The 26049-nt window shown below is 65.2% G+C and carries 22 protein-coding genes, 2 tRNA genes and 2 pseudogenes; 21 read left to right on the plus strand and 5 right to left on the minus strand.

From position 1 onward, the window contains the following. The coding region (locus tag C5O18_RS00150; RefSeq protein ID WP_105190868.1) for a YbhB/YbcL family Raf kinase inhibitor-like protein at positions 1–450 on the plus strand (450 nt) is incomplete at its 5' end. A 5-nt stretch (positions 451–455) separates the two neighbouring features. Next, complete coding sequence (locus C5O18_RS00155) at positions 456–1142, plus strand: type 1 glutamine amidotransferase (protein WP_105190869.1); 687 nt, start codon at positions 456–458, stop codon at positions 1140–1142. Between the two features lie 30 nt (positions 1143–1172). Here C5O18_RS00155 and yhbY read toward each other — a convergent pair whose 3' ends face one another. Continuing rightward, positions 1173–1484 carry a ribosome assembly RNA-binding protein YhbY gene (yhbY, locus tag C5O18_RS10780; protein ID WP_241146686.1) on the minus strand — a complete coding sequence of 104 codons (312 nt, stop codon included), beginning with the start codon at positions 1482–1484 and terminating at the stop codon, positions 1173–1175. 183 nt (positions 1485–1667) lie between these two features. On the opposite strand from yhbY, the gene rlmE reads away from it, so the two are divergent. The 19 genes and pseudogenes from rlmE to nhaB all read left to right on the plus strand — a co-directional run bounded on the left by rlmE (position 1668) and on the right by nhaB (position 23366). Next, positions 1668–2309: a 23S rRNA (uridine(2552)-2'-O)-methyltransferase RlmE gene (rlmE, locus tag C5O18_RS00165; RefSeq protein ID WP_105190870.1), complete on the plus strand. Its 642-nt coding sequence runs from the start codon at positions 1668–1670 to the stop codon at positions 2307–2309. Positions 2310–2399: 90 nt separating this feature from the next. Further along, positions 2400–4229 (plus strand): annotated as a pseudogene (ftsH, locus tag C5O18_RS00170) (ATP-dependent zinc metalloprotease FtsH); the annotation flags it as partial. 222 nt (positions 4230–4451) lie between these two features. After that, a complete protein-coding gene (folP, locus tag C5O18_RS00175; RefSeq protein WP_241146687.1) occupies positions 4452–5309 on the plus strand; it encodes a dihydropteroate synthase in 858 nt (285 codons plus the stop codon). A 9-nt stretch (positions 5310–5318) separates the two neighbouring features. Then, entirely contained in the window at positions 5319–6653 is a 1335-nt protein-coding gene (gene glmM / locus C5O18_RS00180; RefSeq protein WP_105190872.1) for a phosphoglucosamine mutase, read from the plus strand. Between the two features lie 62 nt (positions 6654–6715). Next, positions 6716–7474 carry a triose-phosphate isomerase gene (tpiA, locus tag C5O18_RS00185; protein ID WP_105190873.1) on the plus strand — a complete coding sequence of 253 codons (759 nt, stop codon included), beginning with the start codon at positions 6716–6718 and terminating at the stop codon, positions 7472–7474. A gap of 58 nt (positions 7475–7532) precedes the next feature. Beyond that, a complete protein-coding gene (gene secG / locus C5O18_RS00190) occupies positions 7533–7892 on the plus strand; it encodes a preprotein translocase subunit SecG (protein ID WP_105190874.1) in 360 nt (119 codons plus the stop codon). Between the two features lie 50 nt (positions 7893–7942). Beyond that, a tRNA-Leu gene (locus tag C5O18_RS00195) sits at positions 7943–8027 on the plus strand. Between the two features lie 110 nt (positions 8028–8137). Further along, positions 8138–8214 (plus strand) — tRNA-Met (locus C5O18_RS00200). 167 nt (positions 8215–8381) lie between these two features. After that, positions 8382–8849: a ribosome maturation factor RimP gene (rimP, locus tag C5O18_RS00205; RefSeq protein ID WP_105190875.1), complete on the plus strand. Its 468-nt coding sequence runs from the start codon at positions 8382–8384 to the stop codon at positions 8847–8849. Between the two features lie 28 nt (positions 8850–8877). Beyond that, positions 8878–10350, plus strand: coding sequence for a transcription termination factor NusA (gene nusA / locus C5O18_RS00210; protein ID WP_105190876.1), 1473 nt, complete (start codon positions 8878–8880; stop codon positions 10348–10350). Positions 10351–10389: 39 nt separating this feature from the next. After that, positions 10390–13028: pseudogene (infB, locus tag C5O18_RS00215) on the plus strand (translation initiation factor IF-2). A gap of 18 nt (positions 13029–13046) precedes the next feature. Further along, positions 13047–13463 carry a 30S ribosome-binding factor RbfA gene (gene rbfA, locus C5O18_RS00220; RefSeq protein WP_105190877.1) on the plus strand — a complete coding sequence of 139 codons (417 nt, stop codon included), beginning with the start codon at positions 13047–13049 and terminating at the stop codon, positions 13461–13463. After that, entirely contained in the window at positions 13444–14436 is a 993-nt protein-coding gene (truB, locus tag C5O18_RS00225; RefSeq protein WP_478209667.1) for a tRNA pseudouridine(55) synthase TruB, read from the plus strand. The genes rbfA and truB overlap by 20 nt, the downstream gene beginning before the upstream one ends. Before the next feature lie 130 nt (positions 14437–14566). Further along, entirely contained in the window at positions 14567–14836 is a 270-nt protein-coding gene (rpsO, locus tag C5O18_RS00230) for a 30S ribosomal protein S15 (RefSeq protein ID WP_105190878.1), read from the plus strand. A gap of 207 nt (positions 14837–15043) precedes the next feature. Next, the gene (gene pnp, locus C5O18_RS00235; protein ID WP_105190879.1) at positions 15044–17131 is read left to right on the plus strand and encodes a polyribonucleotide nucleotidyltransferase; all 2088 of its coding nucleotides are present in this window, start codon (positions 15044–15046) and stop codon (positions 17129–17131) included. A 218-nt stretch (positions 17132–17349) separates the two neighbouring features. After that, positions 17350–18381: a hypothetical protein gene (locus C5O18_RS00240; RefSeq protein ID WP_105190880.1), complete on the plus strand. Its 1032-nt coding sequence runs from the start codon at positions 17350–17352 to the stop codon at positions 18379–18381. 94 nt (positions 18382–18475) lie between these two features. Continuing rightward, positions 18476–19480: a putative solute-binding protein gene (locus tag C5O18_RS00245; protein ID WP_105190881.1), complete on the plus strand. Its 1005-nt coding sequence runs from the start codon at positions 18476–18478 to the stop codon at positions 19478–19480. An 80-nt stretch (positions 19481–19560) separates the two neighbouring features. Further along, positions 19561–21723, plus strand: a complete 2163-nt coding sequence (locus C5O18_RS00250; protein WP_105190882.1) for a TRAP transporter large permease subunit — start codon at positions 19561–19563, stop codon at positions 21721–21723. Between the two features lie 119 nt (positions 21724–21842). Then, the gene (gene nhaB, locus C5O18_RS00255) at positions 21843–23366 is read left to right on the plus strand and encodes a sodium/proton antiporter NhaB (RefSeq protein ID WP_105190883.1); all 1524 of its coding nucleotides are present in this window, start codon (positions 21843–21845) and stop codon (positions 23364–23366) included. 72 nt (positions 23367–23438) lie between these two features. Here nhaB and panD read toward each other — a convergent pair whose 3' ends face one another. From panD to folK, 4 genes are all read right to left on the minus strand, one after another. After that, positions 23439–23819, minus strand: a complete 381-nt coding sequence (gene panD / locus C5O18_RS00260; RefSeq protein WP_105190884.1) for an aspartate 1-decarboxylase — start codon at positions 23817–23819, stop codon at positions 23439–23441. 149 nt (positions 23820–23968) lie between these two features. Then, positions 23969–24817 (minus strand): pantoate--beta-alanine ligase, encoded by an 849-nt coding sequence (panC, locus tag C5O18_RS00265; protein WP_105190885.1) that lies wholly within the window; start codon positions 24815–24817, stop codon positions 23969–23971. Positions 24818–24852: 35 nt separating this feature from the next. After that, positions 24853–25647: a 3-methyl-2-oxobutanoate hydroxymethyltransferase gene (gene panB / locus C5O18_RS00270; protein ID WP_105190886.1), complete on the minus strand. Its 795-nt coding sequence runs from the start codon at positions 25645–25647 to the stop codon at positions 24853–24855. Positions 25648–25721: 74 nt separating this feature from the next. After that, a partial coding sequence (folK, locus tag C5O18_RS00275; protein WP_105190887.1) for a 2-amino-4-hydroxy-6-hydroxymethyldihydropteridine diphosphokinase occupies positions 25722–26049 on the minus strand: 328 nt, incomplete at its 5' end.

A 26049-nucleotide genomic window follows, 5' to 3' on the forward strand; every position in this document is an offset into this window, starting at 1 on the left:
GTTCCTTCCAGCGGCGAGGATGTCAACCGCGGCGACCGCACGGTGCCCTACGACCTGCCGCGTGTCGACTTCTATCACTGGGTGCTGACCGACATTCCGGCCGGCGTGACCGAGCTGGCCGAAGCCGCCGATGCCGATGGCCTGGTGCCGCGCGGCAAGCCGGCGGGTCCGTCCGCCGCCGGTGTGCGCGGCATCAACGACTACACCGGCTGGTTCGCCGGCGACGCCGACATGGGTGGCGACTATGGCGGCTACGACGGCCCCTGGCCGCCGTTCAACGACGAGCGCCTGCACCGCTACCGCTTCACCGTCTATGCGCTGGATGTCGACACGCTGGGCCTGCCGCCGCGTACCACCGGCGCCGAGGCACTGGCGGCGATCAGCGGGCATGTGCTGGATCAGGCTTCGATCACCGTGACCTACGCCCTGTATCCGGCGGCGAGACCCTGACGGCCGTGCGCGCACACATCCTGCAGCATGTCGCCTTCGAGGGGCCGGGCAGCATGGCTGTCTGGCTGGCGGAGCACGCCGGCAGTGTCGGCTATACGCATTTCCACGCCGGTGATGCCCTGCCGGACCCCGCCGAGGTCGACCTGCTGATCGCCATGGGCGGTCCGATGAGCGTCAACGACGAGCATGAGCTGCCCTGGCTGGTGGCGGAAAAGGCGTTCATCCGTGCAGTGATCGCACGCGGTACGCCGGTGCTGGGCATCTGCCTGGGGGCGCAGCTGATCGCCAGCGCGCTGGGCGCGCGGGTCTTTCCCAATGGCGAGCGCGAGATCGGCTGGTTTCCGGTCACGGCCGAGCCTGCACCGGAAAGCTGTTTCGGCTTTCCGCCGGAGATCGAGGTTTTCCACTGGCATGGCGAGACCTTCGAGCTGCCGGCCGGCGCGGTCCGTCTGGCGCGCAGCGAGGCCTGCCTGAATCAGGCGTTCCAGTTCGGCGAGCGTGTGGTGGGGCTGCAGTTCCATCTCGAGACCACGCCGGAAACGGCGGCCGAAATCATGCGGCACTGCGCCGACGAACTGGTGCCGGCGCGCTGGGTGCAGCCGGCGGCCGACATCGAGGCGCGCCTGCCGGCTGCCTGCGCGGACATCAATGTGCTGGCGCGGGCATTGCTGGACTGGCTGACGCGCCCCTGATCCTTGCCTGGCTGGTGCCGGGCAGGCGTGTCAGGTGGCGGCGCGCAGCAGGTTGGAGAGCTTGGGGTCCGGGCGCTTGGCCGGGCGGTAGAGCAGTACCAGCTTGCCGATGGTCTGGGCGATTTCGGCCTGGGTGGCGCGGGCGATCTCGAGAATGGCTTCCTGGCGGGCTTCGCGGTCCTCGCCGCCGACGCGGACCTTGATCAGCTCGTGGTCTTCCAGGCGGGCGTCGATCTCGGCCAGCACGGCGTCGGTGAGTCCGTTGCCGCCGAGCAGGACCACCGGATTCAGGTGGTGGCCGATCTGGCGCAGGCGTTTCTTTTCAGCGGTGGACAGGCTCACGGGGTTACCTCGATTGCGGCACGGGGCGGCATATTCCGGCCCGGCCGGCCCGGGCGTCGTCGCGCGCGGAGGGCGGGACGGGCAGGGCGGCGGGCAAAACGTGCCGGTTTCTGGTAAAAGAGGGCTTATTCTAGCCTGTCGCGACAGGTGTTTCCCCTTATTTTCGATTTTCCCTCGTATCCCATGGCCACCCGAATCACCAATCACAAGCTCAGCGGCAGCAGCAAGGCCTGGATGAAGGAGCATCTGGACGACCATTACGTCCAGCGCGCCTGGAAGGACGGCTACCGCTCGCGTGCCAGCTACAAGCTGCTGGAGTTGCAGGAGCGGGACCGCCTGCTGCGCCCCGGCATGACCGTGCTCGATCTCGGCTCCGCCCCCGGCGGCTGGTGCCAGGTCGCCGGTCGCCTGCTGGACGGGCGCGGCCGGGTAGTGGCGACAGACATCCTGCCCATGGACGCGCTGCCGGATGTCACCTTCATCCAGGGCGACTTTCGCGAGCAGTCGGTATTCGACGAGATCCTCGCGGCGTTGAATGATCAGCCGGTCGACCTTGTAATTTCCGACATGGCCCCCAATATGTCTGGTAACAATGCCGTTGACCAGCCCCGCGCCATGTATCTGTGCGAGCTGGCGCTGGACATGGCCGTGCGCGTGCTTAAGCCGAACGGTGCCTTCGTGGTCAAGGTCTTCCAGGGCGAAGGCTACGAGGAATACCGCCGGCTGATCCAGCAGCACTTTCCGGTGCTGAAGGCGCGCAAGCCGGATGCCTCGCGTGCGCGATCGCGCGAGGTGTACCTGGTGGCGACGGGTTTCCGGCCCTGATGCCAGTGATTGATTCCGCGCCGCTCGCGGCGCACCGTCGGGCAGGTCGCTGCCTGAAAAGACCGTTTCTGAGCCAGGAGGTTCGCCACTGTGAATGATCTCGCCAAAAATCTGCTGGTCTGGCTGCTGATTGCCGGTGCGCTGAGCTATGTCTTCGGCAACTTCAACAAGGCATCGCCCAGTCGCACCATGAGCTACAGCGAGTTCGTGGCAGCCGTCGACGCCGGCGAGATCAAGCAGGTGCGCATCCAGCCTGATCTGATCACCGGCCAGCGCAGCAGCGGCGAGGCGTTCGAGACCGTGCGCCCGCCGGCCCCGGACAACGACCTCATCAACCAGCTGCTGAAGCAGAGGGTGGCAGTCGTCGGCGCCGCGCCGGAGCAGCAGGGCGTGCTCTCGCAGCTGCTGGTGGCGGCCTTCCCGATCCTGCTCATGGTCGCGCTGTTCGTGTTCCTGTCGCGCAAGATGGGCGGCGGCATGGGTGGCGGCGGCGGTCGCGGCAACCCCATGAGTTTCGGCAAGTCGCGCGCGCGCCAGCTTTCCGAGGACCAGATCAAGGTCACTTTCGCCGATGTCGCCGGCTGCGACGAGGCCAAGGAAGAAGTGAAGGAAGTCGTCGACTTCCTGCGTGATCCGGGCAAGTTCCAGCAGCTCGGCGGCCGCATTCCGCGCGGCATCCTCATGGTCGGTCAGCCCGGCACCGGCAAGACGCTGCTGGCCAAGGCCATCGCCGGCGAGGCCAAGGTGCCGTTCTTCTCCATCTCCGGCTCCGACTTCGTGGAAATGTTCGTCGGCGTCGGCGCCAGCCGCGTGCGCGACATGTTCGAACAGGCCAAGAAGAATGCGCCCTGCATCATCTTCATCGACGAAATCGATGCCGTCGGTCGTCATCGCGGCGCCGGCATGGGGGGCGGTCACGACGAGCGCGAGCAGACGCTGAACCAGCTGCTGGTGGAAATGGACGGCTTCGAGGGCAGCGAGGGCGTGATCGTCATCGCCGCCACCAACCGTCCGGACGTGCTCGACTCCGCGCTGCTGCGCCCGGGTCGCTTCGACCGCCAGGTGGTGGTCGGCCTGCCGGACATCCGCGGTCGCGAGCAGATCCTGCGCGTGCACATGCGCAAGGTGCCCATGGCCGCCGACGTCGATCCGGAGACGCTGGCGCGCAGCACGCCGGGCTTCTCCGGCGCCGATCTCGCCAATCTGGTCAACGAGGCCGCGCTGTTCGCCGCGCGCGGGAACCTCAAGCAGGTCAGCATGAACGAGTTCGAGAAGGCCAAGGACAAGATCATGATGGGCGCCGAGCGCAAGTCCATGGTCATGTCCGACAAGGAGAAGCTGAACACCGCCTATCACGAGGCCGGCCACGCCATCGTCGGTCGTCTGGTGCCTGATCACGACCCGGTCTACAAGGTGTCCATCATTCCGCGCGGACGCGCCCTCGGCGTGACCATGTTCCTGCCCGAGGAAGACCGCTACTCCATGTCCAAGCGCTCGATCGAGAGCAGCATCTGCTCGCTGTTCGGCGGTCGCATCGCCGAGGAGCTGACGCTGGGCTTCGATGGCGTCACCACCGGCGCCAGCAACGATATCCAGCGCGCCACCGAGCTGGCGCGCAGCATGGTCACCAAGTGGGGCCTGTCCGAGAAGCTCGGTCCGCTGCTCTACGAGGAGGACGAGGGCGAAGTCTTCCTCGGTCGCTCGGTGACCCAGCGCAAGAACGTGTCGTCGCAGACCGCAATCGACATCGATATCGAGATCCGTTCGGTGATCGACCGCTGCTACGCCCAGGCGCGACAGATCCTGGTCGACAACCGCGACATTCTCGACAGCATGTCCGAGGCGCTGATGAAGTACGAGACCATCGACGCCGACCAGATCGACGACCTCATGGCGCGCCGCACGCTGCGCCCGCCGCGCGGCTGGAACGATGGCGACAAGTCCGGCGGTGCGTCGGCGTCCGCCTCCCCGGTCGATGACAAGCCGGTTTCCGGCGAGCCCGCGGCCGACGCGCTCTGATGCGGCGCGCTGCGTCAGGCGTCTCGGACGCTGTTCCGGAAGAGGGCCGCCATCGCGGCCCTTTTTCCGCGTTCAGGACGGCTTCCTTCAGTCGTCGGCACGCGTTGCCGGCGGAGTCGTGCCGTGGCTGAGCTGGTCTGCGGTGCGCGCACGCTGGATCTGGCTCGGCCGGCGATCATGGGCATCCTCAATGTCACCCCGGACTCGTTCTCCGATGGCGGTCGCTATGTCTCGCTCGATGCCGCCCTCCGGCAGGCCGAGCAGATGCTGGCGGAGGGTGCCCGGCTGATCGATGTCGGTGCCGAGAGCACCCGGCCGGGTGCCGCCGCGGTCGGCGAGCAGGAGGAGCTGGACCGGTTGCTGCCGGTGGTCGAGGGCATCGCCGCGCGTCTCGATGTCGTGATCTCGGTCGATACCTCGACGCCGTCGGCGATCCGCGAGTCCGCACGCCTCGGCGCCGGGCTGATCAACGACGTCCGCTCGCTGACGCGCCCCGGCGCGCTGGCGGAAGCGGTCGCCTCCGGCCTGCCGGTCTGCCTCATGCACATGCACGGCGAGCCGGACATCATGCAGCGTTCGCCGCGTTACGACGATGTGCTGGCCGATGTGCTGGGCTTCCTGCGCGAGCGCGCGGACGCGTGCATCGCTGCCGGTGTGCTGCCCGCCCGTCTGGTTTTCGATCCCGGCTTCGGCTTCGGCAAGTCCCTGGCGCACAATCTGCTGCTGCTGCGCGAGTTCTCGGCGCTGCGGGCGCTGGGTGGCCCGCTGCTGGTCGGGGTGTCGCGCAAGAGCATGCTCGGCGGGGTGCTGAACGGTGCGCCCGTCGATCAGCGCTTGCATGCCGGCAACGCGGCTGCTCTGCTGGCGGTGGAGCGGGGCGCCCGGATCGTGCGCACCCATGATGTCCGGGCGATGGCGGATGTGCTGGCGCTCTGGCAGGCCCAGGCTGAGGTCGGACGTGTGTCCGGCACGGAACATTAAGGAATCGGCATGAGCAGAAAATATTTCGGTACCGATGGCGTGCGTGGTCTGGTCGGGCAGTACCCGATCACGCCGGACTTCGCGCTCAAGCTGGGCTGGGCCGCCGGCAAGGCCATGGCCTCGGGTGGTCGCGCATCGGTCGTGGTCGGCAAGGACACGCGCCTGTCGGGCTATCTGTTCGAGTCCGCGCTGGAGGCCGGCCTGTCCGCCGCCGGTGTCAGCGTGCGCCTGCTCGGGCCCATCCCGACGCCGGCTGTGGCGCACCTGACGCGCGCCTTCCACGCCAGCGCCGGCATCGTCATCTCGGCTTCGCACAACCCGTATCACGACAACGGCATCAAGTTCTTCGGGCCGGACGGCAAGAAGCTGCCGGATGCGGTCGAGGCCGAGATCGAGGCCTGGCTGGATCGCGACATGGTGATCGACAATCCGGACCGGCTCGGCAAGGTCACCCGGCAGGAAGACGGCCGCGGGCGCTACATTGAGTTCTGCAAGTCGAGCTTTCCCTTCGGGCTGTCGCTGGAAGGGCTGCGCATCGTCGTCGACGGCGCCCACGGCGCGACCTACCAGGTCGGGCCGGCGGTGTTCACCGAGCTCGGCGCCACGGTCATCCGCCATGCCTGCGAGCCCGACGGCAAGAACATCAATCACGAGGTCGGCTCCACGCATCCGGAGAGCCTGCAGCGCCGGGTGCTGGAGGAGCGCGCCGACCTCGGCATCGCTTTCGACGGCGATGGCGACCGCATCATCCTCGTCGACCATCGCGGCGAAGTGGTGGATGGCGATGACATCCTCTACCTGATCGCCCGCGAGCGTCAGCGTGCCGGACAGCCGCTGCCCGGTGTGGTCGGCACGCTGATGAGCAATTTCGGTCTCGAGGTCGCCCTGCGCGAGCTGGGTTGCGACTTCGTGCGCGCCAATGTCGGCGACCGCCATGTCATGGCGGCGCTGGAGGAGCGCGGCTGGACGCTCGGCGGCGAGCCGTCGGGGCATATCGTCTGCCTCGATCGCGCCACCACCGGCGATGCCATCGTCGCCGCCCTGCAGGTGCTGGCCGCCATGGTCGGCGGCGGCCGCAGCCTGGCCGACCTGCGGGCTGGCATGGGCAAGTATCCCCAGGTGCTGATCAATGTCCGCCTGGCGCAGAAGATCGACATCAAGGCGCAGCCTTCGCTGGCGCAGGCGGTGGCCGCTGCCGAGGCGGAGCTGGCCGGGCAGGGGCGTGTCCTGCTCCGGGCATCGGGCACCGAGCCGGTCATCCGCGTCATGGTCGAGGGGCGCGACGGGGTGCTGGTGCAGCGTCTCGCCGAGTCGTTGGCGGAAGCCGTGCGCAACGGCTTGTAACCCGGCACAGGCTTCGTTAGTATTGCCGGCCTCGCGAGGCTGGCCCGCCAAGGAGTATTCGCATGCGTCGCCCCTGGGTCGCCGGCAACTGGAAAATGAACGGACTGCGTGAGACCAATGCGCTGCTGGCCAAGGGCCTGTCGCTGTTGGCTGCAGAACGCGAGATTGATATCTGTGTCGCTCCTCCGGCGCCTTACTGGCTCCAGGTGGTCGACGCGATGGAAGGTACGGGTGTCCGGGTGCTGGCGCAGAATGTGTCCGAGCATGCCGGTGGTGCCCATACCGGTGAGCATTCGGTGTCCATGCTGCAGGACTGCGGTCTTGCCGGGGCGCTGGTGGGGCACTCCGAACGTCGCCAGCTGCATGGCGAGACGGACGTCGTGGTGGCCGAGAAGTTCGCCGCTGTCCGCAAGGCCGGGCTCCAGCCCGTGCTCTGCGTCGGCGAAACGCTGGATGAACGCCGGGCCGGCGAGACGCTGTCGGTGGTTTCCCGGCAGCTGCTGGCAGTGCTGGAAAGCCAGGGGCCTGACGCCTTCGATGGTGCCGTGCTGGCCTACGAGCCGGTCTGGGCCATCGGCACCGGGCTGACGGCCACGCCGGAGCAGGCGCAGGCGGTGCACGCTTCGCTGCGTGCGGTCATGGCGGCGTTCGATGCCGACCGCGCCGGGCAGCTGCGCATCGTCTACGGTGGCAGCGTGAAGGCGGGGAATGCGGCGGGGCTGTTCGCCATGCCCGACATTGATGGTGCGCTGGTCGGGGGGGCTTCCCTGGACGCGCAGGAATTCCTGGGTATCTGCCATGCGGTACGGCAGAGACTCTGAACCGGGCGATTGCCCAGAGCGGAATTGAGCGGTGCGGGTTGCCGCGGAATAGGTTGCTATGGAAACGCTGGTTCTTGTGGTGCATGTCCTGGTCGCGCTGGCCATGATCGGCCTGATCTTGCTCCAGCAGGGCAAGGGCGCTGAAATGGGCGCTTCCTTCGGCTCGGGTGCTTCGGGCACGGTATTCGGCAGTGCCGGTTCGGCGGGTTTCCTGACCAAGCTGACGGCGGTGCTGGCGCTGGTGTTCTTTCTCACCAGCCTGGGTCTGGCGATCTATGCCCGCAACCATGCCAATGACATGGCGGGCCTGATTGCGCCGGCTCCCAAGACCCAGGGTCTGCCGACCCTGCCGGGCAGCGATCCGGTGGCTCCGGTGAATTCGGATCTGCCGGTGGCTCCGACGCAGTCCGGGCAGTAAGATCGGCGGCATTGCGATACCCCGGTGGCGGGGCTAAACACCAGACAAAAGCGGAAGTGGTGAAATTGGTATACACGCAGCCTTGAGGTGGCTGTGCCTAACGGCGTGGGGGTTCAAGTCCCCCCTTCCGCACCAATTCTCGAGTGTTTCGCCGTCTTCGGCGCGAATGCTCGAAATACCGGCAAAGCCGGGCGCGAAAGGGTTTGACAAGCGTGTGTCAGCCCACTAGAGTTCGCAACCTCTGATGCGGGGTGGAGCAGTCAGGTAGCTCGTCGGGCTCATAACCCGAAGGTCGTTGGTTCAAATCCAGCCCCCGCTACCACATTCGGACTTTGATGAAAAAGCCCACCATGAGTGGGCTTTTTCATAAGTCTTGCGGCAGGTGATCGGGTGCATCACCCGGCTGCCGTCACAGTGGGCCTTGGGCCCATTTTTTGTTTCTGGCGTTTGTTTCAGGCACTCCGGCGGAGTGCCGGGAGAGCGGCAAGCATGGCCATCTCGAAGAAAGTCGAAGAGCTGACCTCCCTGCTGGAGCCGGCCGTGGTCGCGTGCGGCTTCGAGCTCTGGGGGCTGGAGTTCTTCCAGCAGGGCAGGCATTCGGTGCTGCGCCTGTTCATTGATACAGACCGCGAAAGCGGTGTCGGCGTCGACGACTGTTCGGCGGTCAGCCACCAGGTCAGCGGCGTGCTTGATGTCGAGGATCCGATCGCCGGCGAGTACACGCTGGAGGTGTCGTCGCCGGGCTGGGATCGCGGCCTGTTCAAGCCGTCGCAGTACCAGCGCTTCGTCGGCGAAGAGGCGAACCTGAGGCTGAATGCACCTCTGCAGGGGCGTCGCCGCTACAAGGGGGCCATCCAGTCGGCGGATGACACGCAGGTGTCATTGCTGGTGGATGGCGTCGTGGTACAAATCCCGTTTGCCAGCGTTGACAAGGCAAACATCGTTCCGAACCTCTGATTGAACGAGTGAGCACACAGGTCGAATCATGAGCAAAGAAATCCTGTTGGTAGTGGACTCCGTCAGCAACGAAAAGGGCGTGGCGCGCGAGGTGATCTTCCAGGCGCTGGAGCAGGCCCTGGTCGCCGCCACCAAGAAGCGTTTCGATACCGACGAGATCAACATCCGCGTCAGCATCGACCGCAAGACGGGCGAGTACGACACCTTCCGTTTCTGGGAAGTGGTGGCCGACGAGGACCACGAGATTCCGGCCATGCAGCTCGCCATCAGCGATGTCGAGGAAAAGGGCCTGAAGCTCGGCGACATCGTCGAGGAGCAGATTCCGTCGGTGGAATTCGGTCGTATCGCTGCCCAGACCGCCAAGCAGGTCATCGTGCAGAAAGTGCGCGAGGCCGAGCGTGCGCTGGTGGTCGACGCCTATCGCCATCGCGTCGATGAAATCCTGTCTGGCACGGTCAAGAAGACCACCCGTGACGGCCTGATCGTCGACCTCGGCGGCAATGCCGAGGCCTACCTGGCGCGCGAGGAAATGCTGCCGCGCGAGAGCTTCCGCATCGGCGACCGCCTGCGTGCCGTGCTCTACGCCGTCAACAGCGAAGGCCGCGGCGCCCAGCTGCTGCTGTCGCGCACCCGTTCGGAAATGCTCGTCGAGCTGTTCCGCATCGAAGTGCCGGAGATCGGCGAGGAAATCATCGCCATCCGCGCTGCCGCGCGTGATCCGGGCGTGCGCGCCAAGCTCGCGGTGAAGAGCAACGACCATCGCATCGATCCGCAGGGTGCTTGCATCGGCATGCGCGGCTCGCGCGTGCAGGCCGTTTCCGGCGAGCTGGGCGGCGAACGTGTCGACATCGTGCTCTGGGACGACAATCCCGCGCAGTTCGTCATCAACGCGCTGCAGCCGGCCGAAGTGGCCTCGATCATCGTCGACGAAGACACCCACACCATGGATGTCGCGGTCGAGGAAGACCAGCTGGCCATGGCCATCGGTCGTGGCGGCCAGAACGTCCGCCTGGCATCCGAGCTGACCGGCTGGCGTCTGAACGTCATGACCGTGGCCGATGCCCAGGCCAAGCAGGAAAGCGAAGCGCAGAAGTTCGTCGACGGTTTCGTCGCCGACCTGTCGGTGGACGAGGACATCGCCATCATCCTGGTGAACGAAGGCTTCACCACGCTGGAAGAAGTCGCCTACGTGCCGCTGGAAGAGCTGCTGGCCATCGAGGACTTCGACGAGGATCTGGTCGAGGTGTTGCGCCAGCGTGCCAAGGACGCCCTGCTGACCAAGGCGCTGGTGTCTGAAGAGGGTGCGCAGGAACCGGCCGAAGACCTGCTGGGCATGGAGGGCATGGAGCGCAAGATCGCGTTCGCGCTCGCCGCCCGTGGCGTGGTGACCATGGAAGACCTGGCCGAACAGGCCATTGATGACATCGTCGACATTGACGGGCTGGACGCCGAGCGCGCCGCCCAACTGATCATGAAGGCGCGCGAGCCCTGGTTCAACTGAGCCTCGCCCGCCCTCATCTGAAACGGAGTACCACGCCCCATGGCTGAAGTCACCGTCAAGCAACTGGCTGACACCGTCGGCCGTACCGTCGATATCCTGCTGGCGCAGATGCGCGAGGCCGGCCTGTCGCATGACAGCGCCGACGCCCCGGTGTCCGATGCCGAGAAGCAGCAGCTGCTCGCGCATCTCAAGCGTGCCCATGGCGAGCAGGCCGGCGAGCCGAAGAAGATTACCCTGCAGCGCAAGACCGTCAGCACGCTGAAGACCGGCGCCGCCGTCGGCGGCAAGGCCAAGACGGTCAATGTCGAGGTCCGCAAGACCCGCACCTATGTCAAGCGCTCCCTGCTGGAAGAGCAGGAAGAAAAGGCGCGCGAGGCCGAGGAGGCTGCCCGCCAGGCTGCCGAAGAGGCTGCCCGCAGGGTCGAGGAAGAGCGTCTGGCCGCCGAAGAGGCTGTCCGTCGTGCCGCCGAGGAGGCACGCATTGCTGCGGCCGAGGAGGAGGCCCGCAAGGCCGCCGAGGAGGCGCGCAAGCAGCTGGGCGGGGATCAGAAGGATGCCCGCAAGCTGAGCGTGCCGAAGGTCGACGTCAAGCGCCATGAGACGCCGGAGGAGCGTNCGAGGAGAAGGCCCGCCAGAAGACCCTGGAGCAGGCTCGTCGCATTGCCGAGGAGCTGGAGGGGCGCAAGGACGAAGGCGCCGCGAACCTGGCCGATACGCCCCTGGCCCGCGGGCTGGTCGGTGCGGCCTATGAGGATTCGTTCGCCCGCGAGGATCGCGAGATCAAGCGTGGCGGCGGCAGTGCCAGCCAGCGCGGTGCCAAGAAGGGACCGAAGCGTCGCGAAGAGCAGAATTTCCGTCCGGTGCAGCGCACGCTGACCAGCGCATTGTCCAGGAAGCACGGTTTCGAGAAACCGGTGGAGAAGCAGGTGTACGAAGTCACCATCGGTGAAACCATTGTCGTCAGTGACCTGGCGCAGCAGATGGCGCGCAAGTCGCGCGACGTGATCCGCGTGCTCATGAAGATGGGCGAGATGGTCACCGAGAACCAGCGCATCGACCAGGCCACCGCGGCTCTGGTGGTCGAGGAGCTGGGGCACACGGCCAAGCTGGTCAGTGCCACCGCCGTCGAAGACTCGCTGATGGACTCCATCGTGCATCACGGCGAAGCCGAGACGCGCGCGCCGGTGGTCACCATCATGGGCCACGTCGACCACGGCAAGACCTCGCTGCTCGACTACATCCGCCGCACCAAGGTGGCATCCGGCGAAGCCGGCGGCATCACGCAGCACATCGGCGCCTATCACGTCGAAACGCCGCGCGGCATGATCACCTTCCTCGACACGCCGGGTCACGCCGCCTTCACGGCCATGCGTGCCCGTGGTGCCAAGGCCACGGACATCGTGATCCTGGTGGTGGCTGCCGATGACGGCGTCATGCCGCAGACGGCGGAAGCCATCGATCACGCCCGCGCCTCCGGCGTGCCGCTGATCGTGGCGCTGAACAAGATCGACAAGGAATCCATCGATGTCGACCGCGTGCTCAGCGAGCTGTCGGTGAAGCAGGTGGTGACCGAGGAATGGGGTGGCGACACCCAGCTGATCAAGGTGTCGGCGAAGACCGGCCAGGGCATCGACGAGCTGCTGGAGGCCGTGTTGATCCAGGCCGAGCTGCTGGAGCTGACCGCCGTGTCCGACGGCCCGGCCCAGGGTGTGGTGATCGAGTCCCGCATCGAGAAGGGCCGCGGTGCCGTGGCCACGCTGCTGGTGCAGAAGGGCACCCTGAAGAAGGGTGACCTAGTGCTGGCCGGCACGCTCTACGGTCGTGCCCGCGCCCTCGTTGACGAAACCGGCAAGCAGGTCAAGTCCGTGGGTCCGTCCATGCCGGTCGAGATCCTCGGTCTGCCGGACGCACCGGGTGCCGGCGACGAATTTCTGGTGGTGGCCGACGAGCGCAAGGCGCGCGAAGTCGCCGAGTTCCGTGTCGCGCGTGACCGTCAGGTGCGCATGGACCTGCAGCAGGCCAGCAAGCTGGAGAACCTGTTCGCCAACATGGGCAAGCAGGAGGCCGCTTCGGTCAACATCATCCTGAAGACCGACGTGCGCGGTTCGCTGGAAGCGCTGATCGCTTCGCTCAACGAGCTCAGCACCGACGAAGTGCGGGTGAAGTTCGTCAGTTCGGGCGTCGGTGCCATCACCGAGTCGGACATCACGCTGGCCGAGTCCACCGGCTCCGTGGTGCTGGGCTTCAATGTCCGTGCCGACAACGCCGCGCGCGCCAAGTGCCAGGCCGATGGCATCGACCTACGCTACTACAGCGTGATCTACGAACTGATCGATGACGTCAAGGCCGCCATGTCGGGCCTGCTGTCGCCGGAGCGCCGCGAGAACATCGTCGGCATCGCCGAAGTGCGCGAGGTGTTCCATTCCTCGAAGTTCGGCGCCGCCGCCGGCTGCATGGTGCTCGAGGGCAGCCTGTACCGCAACAAGCCGATCCGCGTGCTGCGCGAAGACGTGGTCGTCTTCCAGGGCGAGCTGGAGTCGCTGCGCCGCTTCAAGGAAGACGTGGCGGAAGTGCGCCACGGCATGGAGTGCGGTCTGGCGGTCAAGGGCTACAAGGACATCAAGACCGGCGACAAGATCGAAGTCTACGAAGTCCAGATCATCAAGCGCAGCCTCTGAGGCCGCCGGGGTAGTGCATTGAGTCAGCGTACGCAACGTCTGGGCGACCAGATCCAGCGCGACATCTCCGGCCTGATCCGTCAGCGCCTGCGGGATCCGCGCTTGGGCATGGTCACCGTCTCGGCGGTCAAGGTCAGTCCGGACATGGGCTATGCCGACATCTACGTGACCATCCTCGGGCGCACGCTCGAGGAGGCGCCGGATGAAGGCATCGCCATCCTCAATGCCGCCGCCGGCGTGCTGCGCGGCGAGCTCGGCCGCGGCCTGCGCACGCGCATCGTGCCGCACCTGCGGTTCCATCACGATGTGGTGACGTCGCGCGGCAACCGCATGGCGGAGCTGATCACGCAGGCGGTCCGCGAGGACGCCGAGCGTGCCGGCGAGCCGCAGTCCGATGCCGTCGCGCCCGCGCCGGATGCCGAGCAGCCGCGCTGAGACCGGCCCCGTGAGCAAGCCGCGCCGACCGCGCCGTCCCATCGACGGCATCCTGCTGCTGGACAAGCCGGCGGGCCTGACCTCCAACCAGATCCTGCAGTGGGTCAAGCACCGCTACCAGGCCGAGAAGGCCGGGCACACCGGCAGTCTCGATCCGCTGGCGACCGGGGTGCTGCCGATCTGCCTGGGCGAAGCCACCAAGTTCTCGCATTACCTGCTGGAGGCCGACAAGGTCTACCGCACGCGTCTGCGGCTGGGGCAGAAGACCACCACGGCCGATGCCGAGGGCGAGGTCGTCAGCGAGCGTCCGGTGCCCGCGCTCACGCGCGAGTCGCTGGAGCCCGTGCTGGATGCCTTCCGTGGCGACATCCTGCAGGTTCCCTCCATGTATTCGGCGCTGAAGCAGGATGGCCGCCCGCTCTACGAGCTGGCCCGGGCCGGCATAGAGGTCGAGCGCGCGGCGCGTCCGGTGACCATCCACGAGCTGGTGCTGGAAAGCCTGGAGCCGCCGTTCGCCGAGCTGACCGTGTCGTGCTCCAAGGGCACCTACATCCGCAATCTGGTCGAGGACATCGGCGAGGCGCTGGGCTGCGGCGCGCATGTCGTCGAACTGCGGCGCCTGGCCGCCGGGCCGTTCCGCATCGAGCAGACGCATGACCGCGAGCGCATCGCGGTGGCCGAGGAGGCCGGCTTCCCGGCGTTGGACGCGCTGCTGCTGCCGGCCTGGTCCGGACTGGCGGACTGGCCACGGGTGGAGTTGAGCGAAACATCGGCGTATTATTTGCGCCACGGCAATCCGGTGCGCGCTGCGGGCGCGCCCGCCGATGGCCGGCCGGTGCTGGTTTTCCAGATCGGCGAGCCGCAGGCCGGGCCGGATGGCCAGCCTGTGCGGCACGAGGAATTCCTGGGGATAGCCGCCGTCAATGATGACGGCCTGCTGGCCCCGAAACGCCTGCTGAAAAGCGGCGTCTGAGCCGGGATCATTTCCCGGCAGCGGACGCGGCAGGCGGAAAGAACAGGCCCCTTGTGGGGCGTGTGGGCGCGGACTGCAGAGAGGCGCGGTCCGTCGCTGTTTTCATGGCCTCTCATGACGGAGATACATCATGGCCCTCACGGTCCAGGACAAAGCTGCCATTGTGGCGAAGTTTGCACGTGCTGCCGGTGACACCGGCTCCCCCGAAGTCCAGGTGGCCCTGCTGAGCGCGCAGATCGACGATCTGCAGTCGCACTTCAAGGCGCACAAGCATGATCACCACTCGCGCCGCGGTCTGATCCGCATGGTCAACCAGCGTCGCACGCTGCTTGACTACCTCAAGCGCAAGGACAGCGACCGTTACAGCGCACTGATCCAGACGCTGGGTCTGCGCCGCTAAGCGGAGCGAAGACAGGGAGCGGCATGCCGCTCCCTGTTCTTTTCGGGGTCTGGTGCCCCGGTCACAGGATGTGACAGCCCGTTGCCGCGGGAGAGGCTTCTAACACCTGCGATGCCGTTCGTGCAGCGCAACTGTTAGGGGCTTCCGGTGGCAGCAGTCGACATAAAAAACAGAGCAGAGGCGCCGCTGCGCGTCCCGGAGCAATACATGTTCAATATCGTTCGCAAGCAGTTCCAGTTCGGCAACCAGAGCGTCACCCTCGAGACCGGTCGCGTCGCCCGCCAGGCCTCCGGTGCCGTCGTCGTGACCATGGGTGGCGTGCAGGTGCTGGTCGCCGTGGTCGGTGCCAAGAAGGCCAAGCCGGGCCAGGACTTCTTCCCGCTGACCGTCAACTACCAGGAAAAGACCTACGCCGCCGGCCGCATCCCGGGTGGCTACTTCAAGCGTGAAGGCCGCCCGTCCGAAAAGGAAACGCTGACCTCGCGCCTGATCGACCGTCCGATCCGCCCGCTGTTCCCGGAAGGCTTCCTGAACGAAGTGCAGGTCACTGCCACCGTCATCTCCACCGACAAGCTGCAGGATCCGGACATTGCCGCGCTGCTCGGCACCTCCGCCGCGCTGGCCATCTCCGGCATTCCGTTCAACGGCCCGATCGGTGCCGCGCGCGTCGCCTACATCAATGATGAGTACGTGCTGAACCCGACCTACGAGCAGCTCAAGACCTCGGCGCTGGATCTGGTCGTGGCTGGTACCCAGGCCGCCGTGCTCATGGTGGAGTCCGAAGCCAAGGAGCTGAGCGAAGACCAGATGCTCGGCGCCGTGCTCTTCGGCCACGATGAAATGCAGGCAGCAGTCGAGGCCATCAACGCCTTCGCCGCCGAAGTGGGCAACGCCCGCTGGGACTGGCAGGCGCCGACCAAGAACGAGGCCCTCAAGGCCGCGCTCAAGGACGCCTTCGAAGCCCAGATCTCCGAGGCCTACACCATCCGCGTCAAGCAGGACCGCTACACCCGTCTCGGCGAAATCAAGAAGGCCGCCCTCGAGCAGTTCGCGCCGGAAGGTGCCGATGTCGATGCCGACGAGCTCGACGAGCTGTTCGAAGACCTGAAGTACCGCACCGTGCGCGACAACATCCTGTCCGGCAAGCCGCGCATCGACGGCCGCGACACCAAGACCGTGCGTGCGCTCGACATCCAGGTCGGCGTGCTCGGCAAGGCCCATGGTTCGGCGCTGTTCACCCGTGGCGAAACCCAGGCGCTGGTCACCACCACGCTGGGCGGCACCCGCGACGCCATGATGATCGACGCCCTCGAAGGCAGCTACACCGATCCGTTCATGCTGCACTACAACTTCCCGGCCTACTCGGTCGGCGAAACCGGCCGCGAATCCGGTCCGAAGCGCCGTGAAATCGGCCACGGCCGTCTCGCCCGCCGCGGCGTGCACCCGATGCTGCCGGCATCCGACAAGTTCCCGTACGCCATCCGCGTGGTGTCCGACATCACCGAGTCCAACGGCTCCTCGTCCATGGCCTCGATCTGCGGCGCCTCGCTGGCGCTGATGGATGCCGGCGTGCCGCTGAAGGCGCCGGTGGCCGGCATCGCCATGGGTCTGGTGAAGGAAGGCGAGCGCTTCGCCGTGCTCACCGACATCCTCGGTGACGAAGATCACCTGGGCGACATGGACTTCAAGGTCGCCGGTTCCGCCAACGGCGTGACCGCGCTGCAGATGGACATCAAGATCGAAGGCATCACCGAGGAGATCATGGAGATCGCCCTCAGCCAGGCGCACGAAGCCCGTCAGCACATCCTGGGCCAGATGAACCAGGTGCTGGCGCAGTCGCGTCCGGAAGTGAACGGCAATGCCCCGACCTACGCCACCATCCAGATCAGCACGGACAAGATCCGCGACGTGATCGGCAAGGGCGGCGCGACCATCCGCGGCATCTGCGAAGAAACCAAGGCCAGCATCGACATCGACGATTCCGGCCTGGTGCGCATCTACGGCGAAACCAAGGGTGCCACCCAGGCCGCGCTGGCCAGGGTGCAGGAAATCACCGCCGAAGTCGAAGTGGGCACGATCTACGAAGGCACGGTGGCACGCATCGTCGACTTCGGCGCGTTCGTGAACATCCTGCCTGGCACCGACGGCCTCGTGCACATCTCGCAGATCGCCAACGAGCGTGTCGAGAACGTGTCGGACTACCTCAAGGAGGGGCAGGTGGTGAAGGTCAAGGTGCTCGATGTCGATCAGCGCGGCCGCATCAAGCTGTCCATGAAGGAGCTGACGGAAGTCTGATGTCCGGCGTATCAGGACGCCTCGCCGGCGTCCTGATACAGGTGTTGGTTCATGCGGTCTAAAAAAGCCGCTGGATGGCAGGACTTGCGCTTTAATCCTGTCATTCCTTGATGTTATCTTTTGTAAGCAACGTCGGCCTGCAAGCCGGATCGTTTGGTCCGCACCAAGAAAAACAGCGTTCAAACGAGAATAATAAATTCAACTCTGAGGAGACTGACATGAGGGGCTCCCGCCTGCTCCGTCGCGGCTTTGCCGGTGCCATCATCGGTGCGTCCGTTCTGCTTTCGGCCTGCGATCCCCAGGCTTTCATCAGCAACCAGGCCCTGCGTTTCGTCGAGCGCAAGCTGGTGCCGCCCATGCTCAAGGACAACGATGTCGTCATGGCCTGCCAGTCCGGCGTGGCCACTGCGCCGCTGATCATGGCCACCGAGAATCTGGGTGCCAATGCTGACCAGCTCGGCACGCTGCTCTACACCACCGCCGGCCTGTGTGCCGAAATCGAGGCGACCAACGCCGAGCTGCGCTATCTGCGTGCCGCCCGTGCCGGTCAGGTCGAAGAGGCGCAGGACGCCCGCATCTCCCAGAAGCGCTTCGCCGAAATGGCTGCCCGCCGTCAGCTGGCCGGCTACCAGCGTTTCGTGCGCTACTACGAGAAGCGCTACGACATCAAGATTGGTGACGAGTGCTCCGACTTCTACAAGGACTTCGACGAGTTCGTCTACATGCTGGGCCTGGTCACCGGCCTGCAGGCCGTGCTCAACGACGTGATCGCCCAGCAGGTCGTCGGCGTGCCGATGGACATCGCCGCCAAGGCCGAGCGCGCGTTCACCTGCCTCGACAACAAGAAGTGGTGGGGTGTCCCGCTGGCCGCTCGCGCCGTGATCTGGAACGTGCTGCCGGGTGCCGATGAAGGCAAGGATCCGTGGGGTGCCTTCCAGGCCACCATGCAGCAGGGCGAAGCTGCGGGCATGCGTCTGCCGCACGCCATGTACGCACTGTCCGCCGCCGGCAAGGATGACCAGGCTCGCCTGCGTGATGCCATCCGTCGCTTCGCCAACGTGCCCGAAGGCTTCAAGCCGAATGCCCAGTACCGCCTGGCTGACAGCATCGCTGCGCTGATCGTCACCACGCTGTCCGATCGCCTGTGGACCGAAGGTGCGGGCACCCGCACGCCGCCGGGCATGCTCGGCAAGTTCTGGGACGAGGAGCCGGAAAAGGCTGAAGGCGTCGATATCGGCGACCTGCTGTGATCTTCAGCCCGTTGCCGCACGTTCTCTGTGCAGCAACGGGCTGTTTTCGTTGTGCTGTCCAGATCCGTTTTCATATAAGAATGAGGAATACCCCATGCGCAAGCTCAACAAGATGGCGGCGGCCCTGCTGACCGCCGCGGCTGCCACCGCCTCCATGCAGGCCTCCGCCGCCAACAAGATTTGTGTGTTCGATATCCTTGGCGCCCAAGGCGATGCCTTCGGTCTGATGAAGGACTATGCCCTGGCGGCCACCAAGCTCGGCGCCGCCGTCGAGCTCAAGGCCTATACCGACGAGCGCACCGCCGCCGAGGACTTCAAGGCCGGGCAGTGTGACGGTGTGCTGCTGACCGGCATGCGTGGCCGTCAGTTCAACACCTTCACCGGTTCGCTGGATTCGCTGGGCGCGATCCCCAGTTATGAAGCCATGAAGCGTGTCATGTCCACACTGGCGAACCCAGCGCTGGCGCCGAAGATGATCCAGGGCAAGTATGAGGTCGCCGGTCTGGCTCCGGCAGGTGCCGCCTACCTGTTCGTGAAGAGCCGCTCGATCAACCATGTCGACAAGCTGGCCGGCAAGAAGATCGCGATCTTCGATTATGACAAGGCCCAGGCCAAGATGGTGCAGAAGGTCGGTGCGCAGCCGGTGTCTTCCGACATCACCAACTTCGCCGCCAAGTTCAACAACAACGCGGTCGACATCATTGCCTCCCCGGCCCTGGCCTACAAGCCGCTGGAGCTCTACAAGGGCTTGGGCAAAGACGGCGCCGTGGTGCGCTTCCCGATCATCCAGCTGACCTTCCAGCTGATCATCAACAAGGACAAGTTCCCGGCCGACTTCGGCCAGAAGTCGCGCCAGTACTGGGACTCCCAGGCAACTCGTGCCATGGCCCTGATCACCAAGGCCGAGAAGGACATTCCCGGTACAGTCTGGATGGATCTGCCGGCTGCGGACAAGGACAGCTACGTCGTGCTGCTGCGTGATTCCCGTATCGCGCTGACCAAGGAAGGCATCTACGATCCGGGCATGATGCGCGTGCTCAAGCGCGTGCGTTGCGCGGTCGACAGCAGCGATGCCGAGTGCTCGCAGAACCTCGAGTGATCAGGTCATCGTGAGATGACGAAAGGTGGCGGTCGGGCTGTCATGGCCTGGCCGCCACCGTCCTTCAAGGAAGTGATTATATGAACAACAAACCTATCTTCCTGAACCGCAGTGCTTCGGAGTGGCTTTCCAGTCTGCCGGTTCTCATCCTGCTGGTTCTGACGCTGGTCATCGGCACCGGTGAAATGCTCCATGGCCAGTTGCTGCGCATGGGCGAGCGCATGTTCGGTGACCCCACCACCAACGTGCAGTACTTCATGCTGCGCGCCGATCCCAGCAGGCCTGACTGCGATCCCAACCAGGATATCGATGCCGCTGTCGCCGCCGCGGCCGCGCCGGCAGTTTCCGATGACCCGCTGGACGCGCTGTTTGCAGATTCGCCGCAGGATCCCGAGGCTCTGCGTGCTTCGATGGAGAAGGCAAAGTCCCTCTGCGCCGAAAAGCACAGCATGTACGAGCGTATCAGCGAGCACCTGACACCACAGGTCAAGGCCTTCCGTGCCATCGAGACCGGCTTCTTCGGCATTTTCAAATTTGGTACCGAGAACCGTTCGCTGATTCTGCTGATCATGTTCGCGATCGCTGCCGTGACCACCACGCTGGGCGTGCATCACATCAATCTGCGTCCGCCGCGCACGCGGATGGACTTCAGGGTCTATGGCACCGCCATGGTGGTGGCGAATGCCATCCTGACCTTCTCGTGCTGGTTCTACTACAACAATGTCCTGCTCAACTCGGGCATCGCCGTCGAGAAGCCGCTGATTCACTACATCCTGATCGCATTGTTCGGCGGTCTGACGCTGGTAAGCATCAAGAAGCTGCTGACGCCGCCGGCCGAGGCGGAGGAGGGCGGCAACTTCGGCCTTGCCCTGCTGTCGATCCCGCTCTATGCCTTCATGGCTATCTCGTCCGGCACCACCTTCATGCTTGAAGGTCATTTCGCCGGCATCGCCATCTATCTGGGTCAGCTGCTGGAGTTCTCCGGCATCTTCCTGAACCTGGCGCTGTACATCTGGGCGGGCATGTTGCTGAAGCAGACCCGCGTGGTGCATCTCTTCCTGGATATCGTGCGTCCCTGGAAACTGTCGCCCGAGGCCCTGGCCTGGGTCATCTTGATCGCGGCTGCGGTGCCGACCGCCTATACCGGCGCCTCCGGCATCTTCGTGATCGCGGCCGGCGCCATTGTCTACAAGGAAGTGTTCGCCGCCGGCGGCCGTCGCCAACTGGCGCTGGCATCGGCCGCCATGTCCGGCTCGCTGGGTGTGGTGCTGCGTCCCTGCCTGCTGATCGTGCTGATCGCCGCCCTCAACAAGCAGGTGACCACCAACGAGCTGTATGGTTGGGGTGTTACTGTCTTCATCCTGACTTCGTCGCTGTTCCTGCTCTATGCCATGCTCACCCGTGAGCCGGGTGTTGCCACCGCCAGCCGCGAATCCGTGCAGTTCGGCAACGCGCTGCGCGAGTCGGCCCGTGCCCTGGTGCCGGTGTCGCCGTACATCGTGATCACGGTGGGTGTGGTCTACGCCTACAAGTACTTCCTCGATACCAAGCTCGACGAGTTCACCGCGCCGGTGATGCTGCCGATCATCATGTTGTTCATCGTGATCTTCGATAAGATTCGTCGCGAGCCGAAGTCCCAGGCCGTGCAGCACAATCCGCAGGCAGAGCGCCGGCTCAACCTCGAGCAGGCCATGCGTTTCGCCACCAACGAGACCATCGGTCACATTGGCGCGCTGATCATGCTGATGGCGCTGTCTGTCTCGGTGGGTGGCGTGATCGAGCGCTCCGGAATCATGGAGAGTGTGCCCGAGGATCTGGGAAGCATCTGGCTGGCGCTGACCATGCTCATGATCATGCTGGTGTTCATCGGCATGATCATGGACCCGTTCGGTGCTGTCATTCTGGTGTCTGCAACCATTGCCCCGATTGCCTACAACAACGGCATTCATCCGGTGCACTTCTGGATGATCGTGCTGGCCGCGTTCGAGCTTGGCTATCTGTCGCCACCGGTGGCGTTGAACCAGTTGCTGACGCGCATGGTGGTGGGCGAGAAGGAAATGGACGCGGCCGATGCCGAAGTCCGCAACAAGTCCTTCTACTACCGTTTCGAGCGCTGGATCCTGCCGGTTATTGTCATGCTGACCGGCTTGCTGATCGTCGTATATGGCGGCCAGTTGCTGGTGGAGCATGGCGCGGAATGGAGCGCCAGCCTCAATGGCGCCATCAGCAGCCTGTTTGGCTGATGAGCAATGGCGGTGCAGCTGATTCAGCCCGCCATCATCTAGAGACTGACAATGCCCGCGCCTGTCGCGGGCATTGTCTTTTTGGGTGCCTGCCACAGCAGGCCCAGCAGGAGCGTGTCATGGCTGCGCCAGCGTCCGCTGTCTTTTTCCGAAATTTTCTGGGGCATGCCCCAGTCTGGTACAAGCAGGCCGTGATCGCCTGCCTGCTGCTCAATCCGTTGTGTTTCTGGCTGGCTGGTCCGGTGGTGACGGGCTGGCTGCTGGTGGCGGAGTTCATTTTCACGCTGGCCATGGCATTGAAGTGCTATCCGCTGCTGCCCGGCGGCCTGCTGGCGGTAGAGGCCGTGGCCATCGGGCTCACGCATCCGGATACGGTTTACCGCGAGGTCGCACTGAATCTGCCGGTGATCCTGCTGCTGATGTTCATGGTGGCGGGCATCTACTTCATGCGCGGGCTGCTGCTCGTCACATTCACGCATATCCTGGTCAGCGTACGCTCCAAGGCGCTGCTGTCCCTGATTTTCTGCGCCATGTCCGCGCTGCTGTCGGCCTTCCTGGATGCGCTCACGGTCACGGCGGTCATCATCGGCGTCGCCGTCGGTTTCTATGGTGTCTATCATCGGGTCGCTTCAGGCAAGGGAGGGCACCGGGGGGAAGTGACTGATCATCATGACGCCAGCTGTGATCGCGGCCTGGTCGATGATCACCGCGATGACCTGCGGACTTTCCGTGCCTTCTTGCGCAGTCTGCTGATGCATGCGGCGGTGGGGACTGCACTGGGCGGAGTCTGCACCATGGTGGGCGAGCCGCAGAATCTGCTGATCGCCAAGACCGTCGGCTGGGACTTCGCGACGTTCTTCCTTGTCATGGCACCGGTGAGCCTGCCGACGCTGGTGGCTGGCCTGCTCACCTGCTTGCTGCTGGAGCGGACGGGTTGGTTCGGTTATGGCGCCAGGCTGCCGGACAGTGTGCGGGAGGTGCTGGCCGAATTCGCGGCGCGTGAGCGGGAGCGGCGAACGTCGGCGCAGTCTGCCATGCTGATCGTTCAGGCGGTGGCGGCGGTGATCCTGGTGTTGGGGCTGGCGTTTCATGTCGCCGAAGTGGGTCTGATCGGCCTGCTGATCATCATTCTGGTGACTGCATTCAACGGGGTGATCGATGAGCACCAGATCGGCAAGGCCTTCCAGGAGGCGCTGCCGTTCACTTCGTTGCTGGTGGTCTTCTTCGTAGTGGTGGCGGTGATTCATGACCAGCATCTGTTCACGCCGGTGATCGATGCTGTGCTGACCATGCCGCTGGATATCCAGCCGGGCATGTTTTTCATCGCCAATGGTCTGCTGTCCATGATCAGTGACAATGTCTTCGTGGCCACGGTCTACATCAGCGAGGTCAAGCGCGTGTTCGATGCCGGCGGCATCAGTCGCGAGCACTATGAGTATCTGGCGGTGGCCATCAACGCCGGCACCAACCTGCCCAGCGTGGCGACGCCCAATGGACAGGCGGCATTTCTGTTCCTGCTGACGTCAGCGATCGCACCACTGGTGCGGCTGTCCTATGGGCGGATGGTGGTCATGGCGCTGCCGTACACGGTGGTACTGAGTGGCGTCGGATTCCTGGCGATTGTCTGGCTGACGCAAGGCTAGTGAGTGCGTCATCCGGCATAAAAAAAGACCGCCATGGCGGCGGTCTTTCATGCTGGCGAATTGGGCCGGGGCTCAGGCCACCTGGACGGGGATGGCGTTGGCGCTGTGGCTGACGCTGTTGTCCGCGTTGCAGTAGACCAGGCGTGGCTTGAAGCTGTTCAGCTCTTCGGCCTCGAACTGGGCGTAGGTGCAGATGATCACGCGGTCTCCGGGCTGGGCCTTGTGGGCAGCGGCGCCGTTGACCGAAATCATGCGCGAGCCGGATTCGGCACGGATCGCGTACGTGGTGAAGCGCTCGCCATTGGCCACGTTGTAGATCTGGATCTGTTCGTACTCGCGAATGCCGGCGAGATCGAGCAGGTCGCCGTCAATGGCGCAGGAGCCTTCATAGTCGAGCTCGGCATGGGTCACACAGGCCCGGTGCAGCTTGGCTTTGAGCATGATGCATTGCATGGGCGTTTACCTCCGCACAGCAGCGAACTTTAGGCGTAAAGAAATGACCAATTGGTCGACCCCTCCCGCCGGGCGCGCCATTTTGCCGCAAGACGCGGCGAGGTTCAATCACTCTGCGTGGGGCTTTTTTGTGCCGTCGCAGACCCGTTTCAGTGCGTTTCGAACTGCAGATTGTCGATCAGCCGGGTGCTGCCCAGGCGGGCAGCGACCAGGATAACCAGCTTGCCATCACCGCTTTCCGGCGCATCCAGGTCCTGGTTGCGTATCTCCAGGTAGTCCGGTTCGAAGCCGCATTTCTCCAGGTGCGCGCGGGCGGCACCGGTCAGCATGGCGTAGTCGCGCTGGCCCTGCTGCACCGCATCGCGCAGCTGGCAGAGTGTCTGATGCAAGAGTGGTGCCTGTGTCCGTTCAGCTTCGCTCAGGAAGCCGTTGCGCGAGCTCAGTGCCAGGCCATCATCGGCGCGCACCGTGGGCACGCCGATGATGGTCACCGGGAAGCAGAGCTCGCTGACCAGGCGGCGGATGACTGCCAGCTGCTGGTAGTCCTTCTCGCCGAACAGCGCCATGTCGGGCTGGATGATGTTGAACAGCTTGCTGACCACGGTGGCCACGCCAGTGAAGTGGCCGGGGCGGCGGGCACCGCAGAGGATTTCGGTGATGCCGCTGAGCTGGACCGTGGTGACCTGGCTGCGGCCATCCGGGTACATCTCGCTGCTGGCCGGCGCGAACAGCAGGTCGCACTGGGTGTCGACCAGCTTGGTGGCATCGGCCTCCAGTGTGCGCGGATATTTGTCGAAGTCCTCGCCGGGCCCGAACTGGGTCGGGTTGACGAAGATGCTGGCGACGACGAAGTCGGCGCGGCGCCGGGCCTCGCTGACCAGCTCGATGTGGCCCTGGTGCAGGTTGCCCATGGTCGGCACGAACGCGACTGACTTGCCGGCCTTGCGGGCCTGGCGCAGGGCGGCGCGAACGCCGCTGATGGTGGTTTCGATCTTCATGCTGCGGTCTGTCCTGGATTGCCCGGCTCGTGGCCTCAGGCGAAAGCGTGTTCGGGGGCCGGGTAGCGGCCATCCTTCACTTCGGCGACATACTGGCGAAAGGCGGCCTCGATGCTGCCGTCGCCGCTGCCAAGGTAGTTTTTCACGAAACGGGCCGGCTTGCCGTTGTGCAGCCCCAGCATGTCGTGCATCACCAGTACCTGGCCATCGCAGTCGGGACCGGCGCCGATGCCGATGACCGGCACCGGGCATTCGGCATGCAGGCGCCGGGCGAGGTCGGTGGGCACGCACTCGAGCAGCAGCACGGCGGCGCCGGCTTCGACCACTGCCCGGGCATCGGCGAGCAGGCGCTCGCCGGCATCGCCACGTCCCTGGACGCGGTAGCCGCCAAACACGTTCACGGACTGCGGCGTCAGGCCCAGGTGCACGCAGGTCGGAATGCCGCCCCGTGCCAGCTGGGCGACGGTCTCGGCCAGCCAGGCGCCGCCTTCGAGCTTGACCATGTGGGCGCCGGCACGCATGAGGGTCGCGGCATTGGCCAGCGCGTCGGGCAGGGTGGCATAAGTCATGAACGGCAGGTCGGCCATGATCAGCGCGGTCTTGTTGGTGCGCGCCACGGCGGCCGTGTGGTAGGCCATGTCGTCGACCGTGACCGGCAGCGTGGAGTCGTGACCCTGCAGCACCATGCCCAGCGAGTCGCCGATCAGGATGACCTCGACCTCGGCGCGCGCCATGGCGGCGGCGAAGCTGGCGTCATAGCAGGTCAGGGATGAAAAGCGCTCGTTGCGCGCCTTCAGGTCTTTCAGGGTCTGCAGGGTGACGGCTTTCATGACGGCTCCAGATGCCGCGGGTCAGGCAGCGGCTTCTTCGTGGGCGAGCATGTTGGTGTTTGCCGGCGTGCAGGTCAAGCCGTCGGCCAGCGGCTGTCCGGCCAGGGCGCGATCCCGTCCTGCGCCAGTGCTGCGGCCAGCGAGCCCACCATGCCCTGTCCGGGGATGTGCCGGTCGGCGGCGATCTCGGCCAGTGGCACGAGCACGAAGGCGCGCGTGTGCATTTCCCGGTGAGGAACGCTCAGGCGCGAGGTATTGATGACCTCGCTGCCGTACAGCAGCAGGTCCAGATCCAGGGTGCGGGCACCCCAGCGCACATCGCGCACTCGCCCGAATTCCTGCTCGATGCCCTGCAGCAGATCCAGCAAGTCTTCCGGCGCCAGGCGGGTTTCGACCAGTGCC

The organism is Amnimonas aquatica (assembly GCF_002943415.1).
GTDB lineage: Bacteria > Pseudomonadota > Gammaproteobacteria > Pseudomonadales > Moraxellaceae > Perlucidibaca > Perlucidibaca aquatica_A.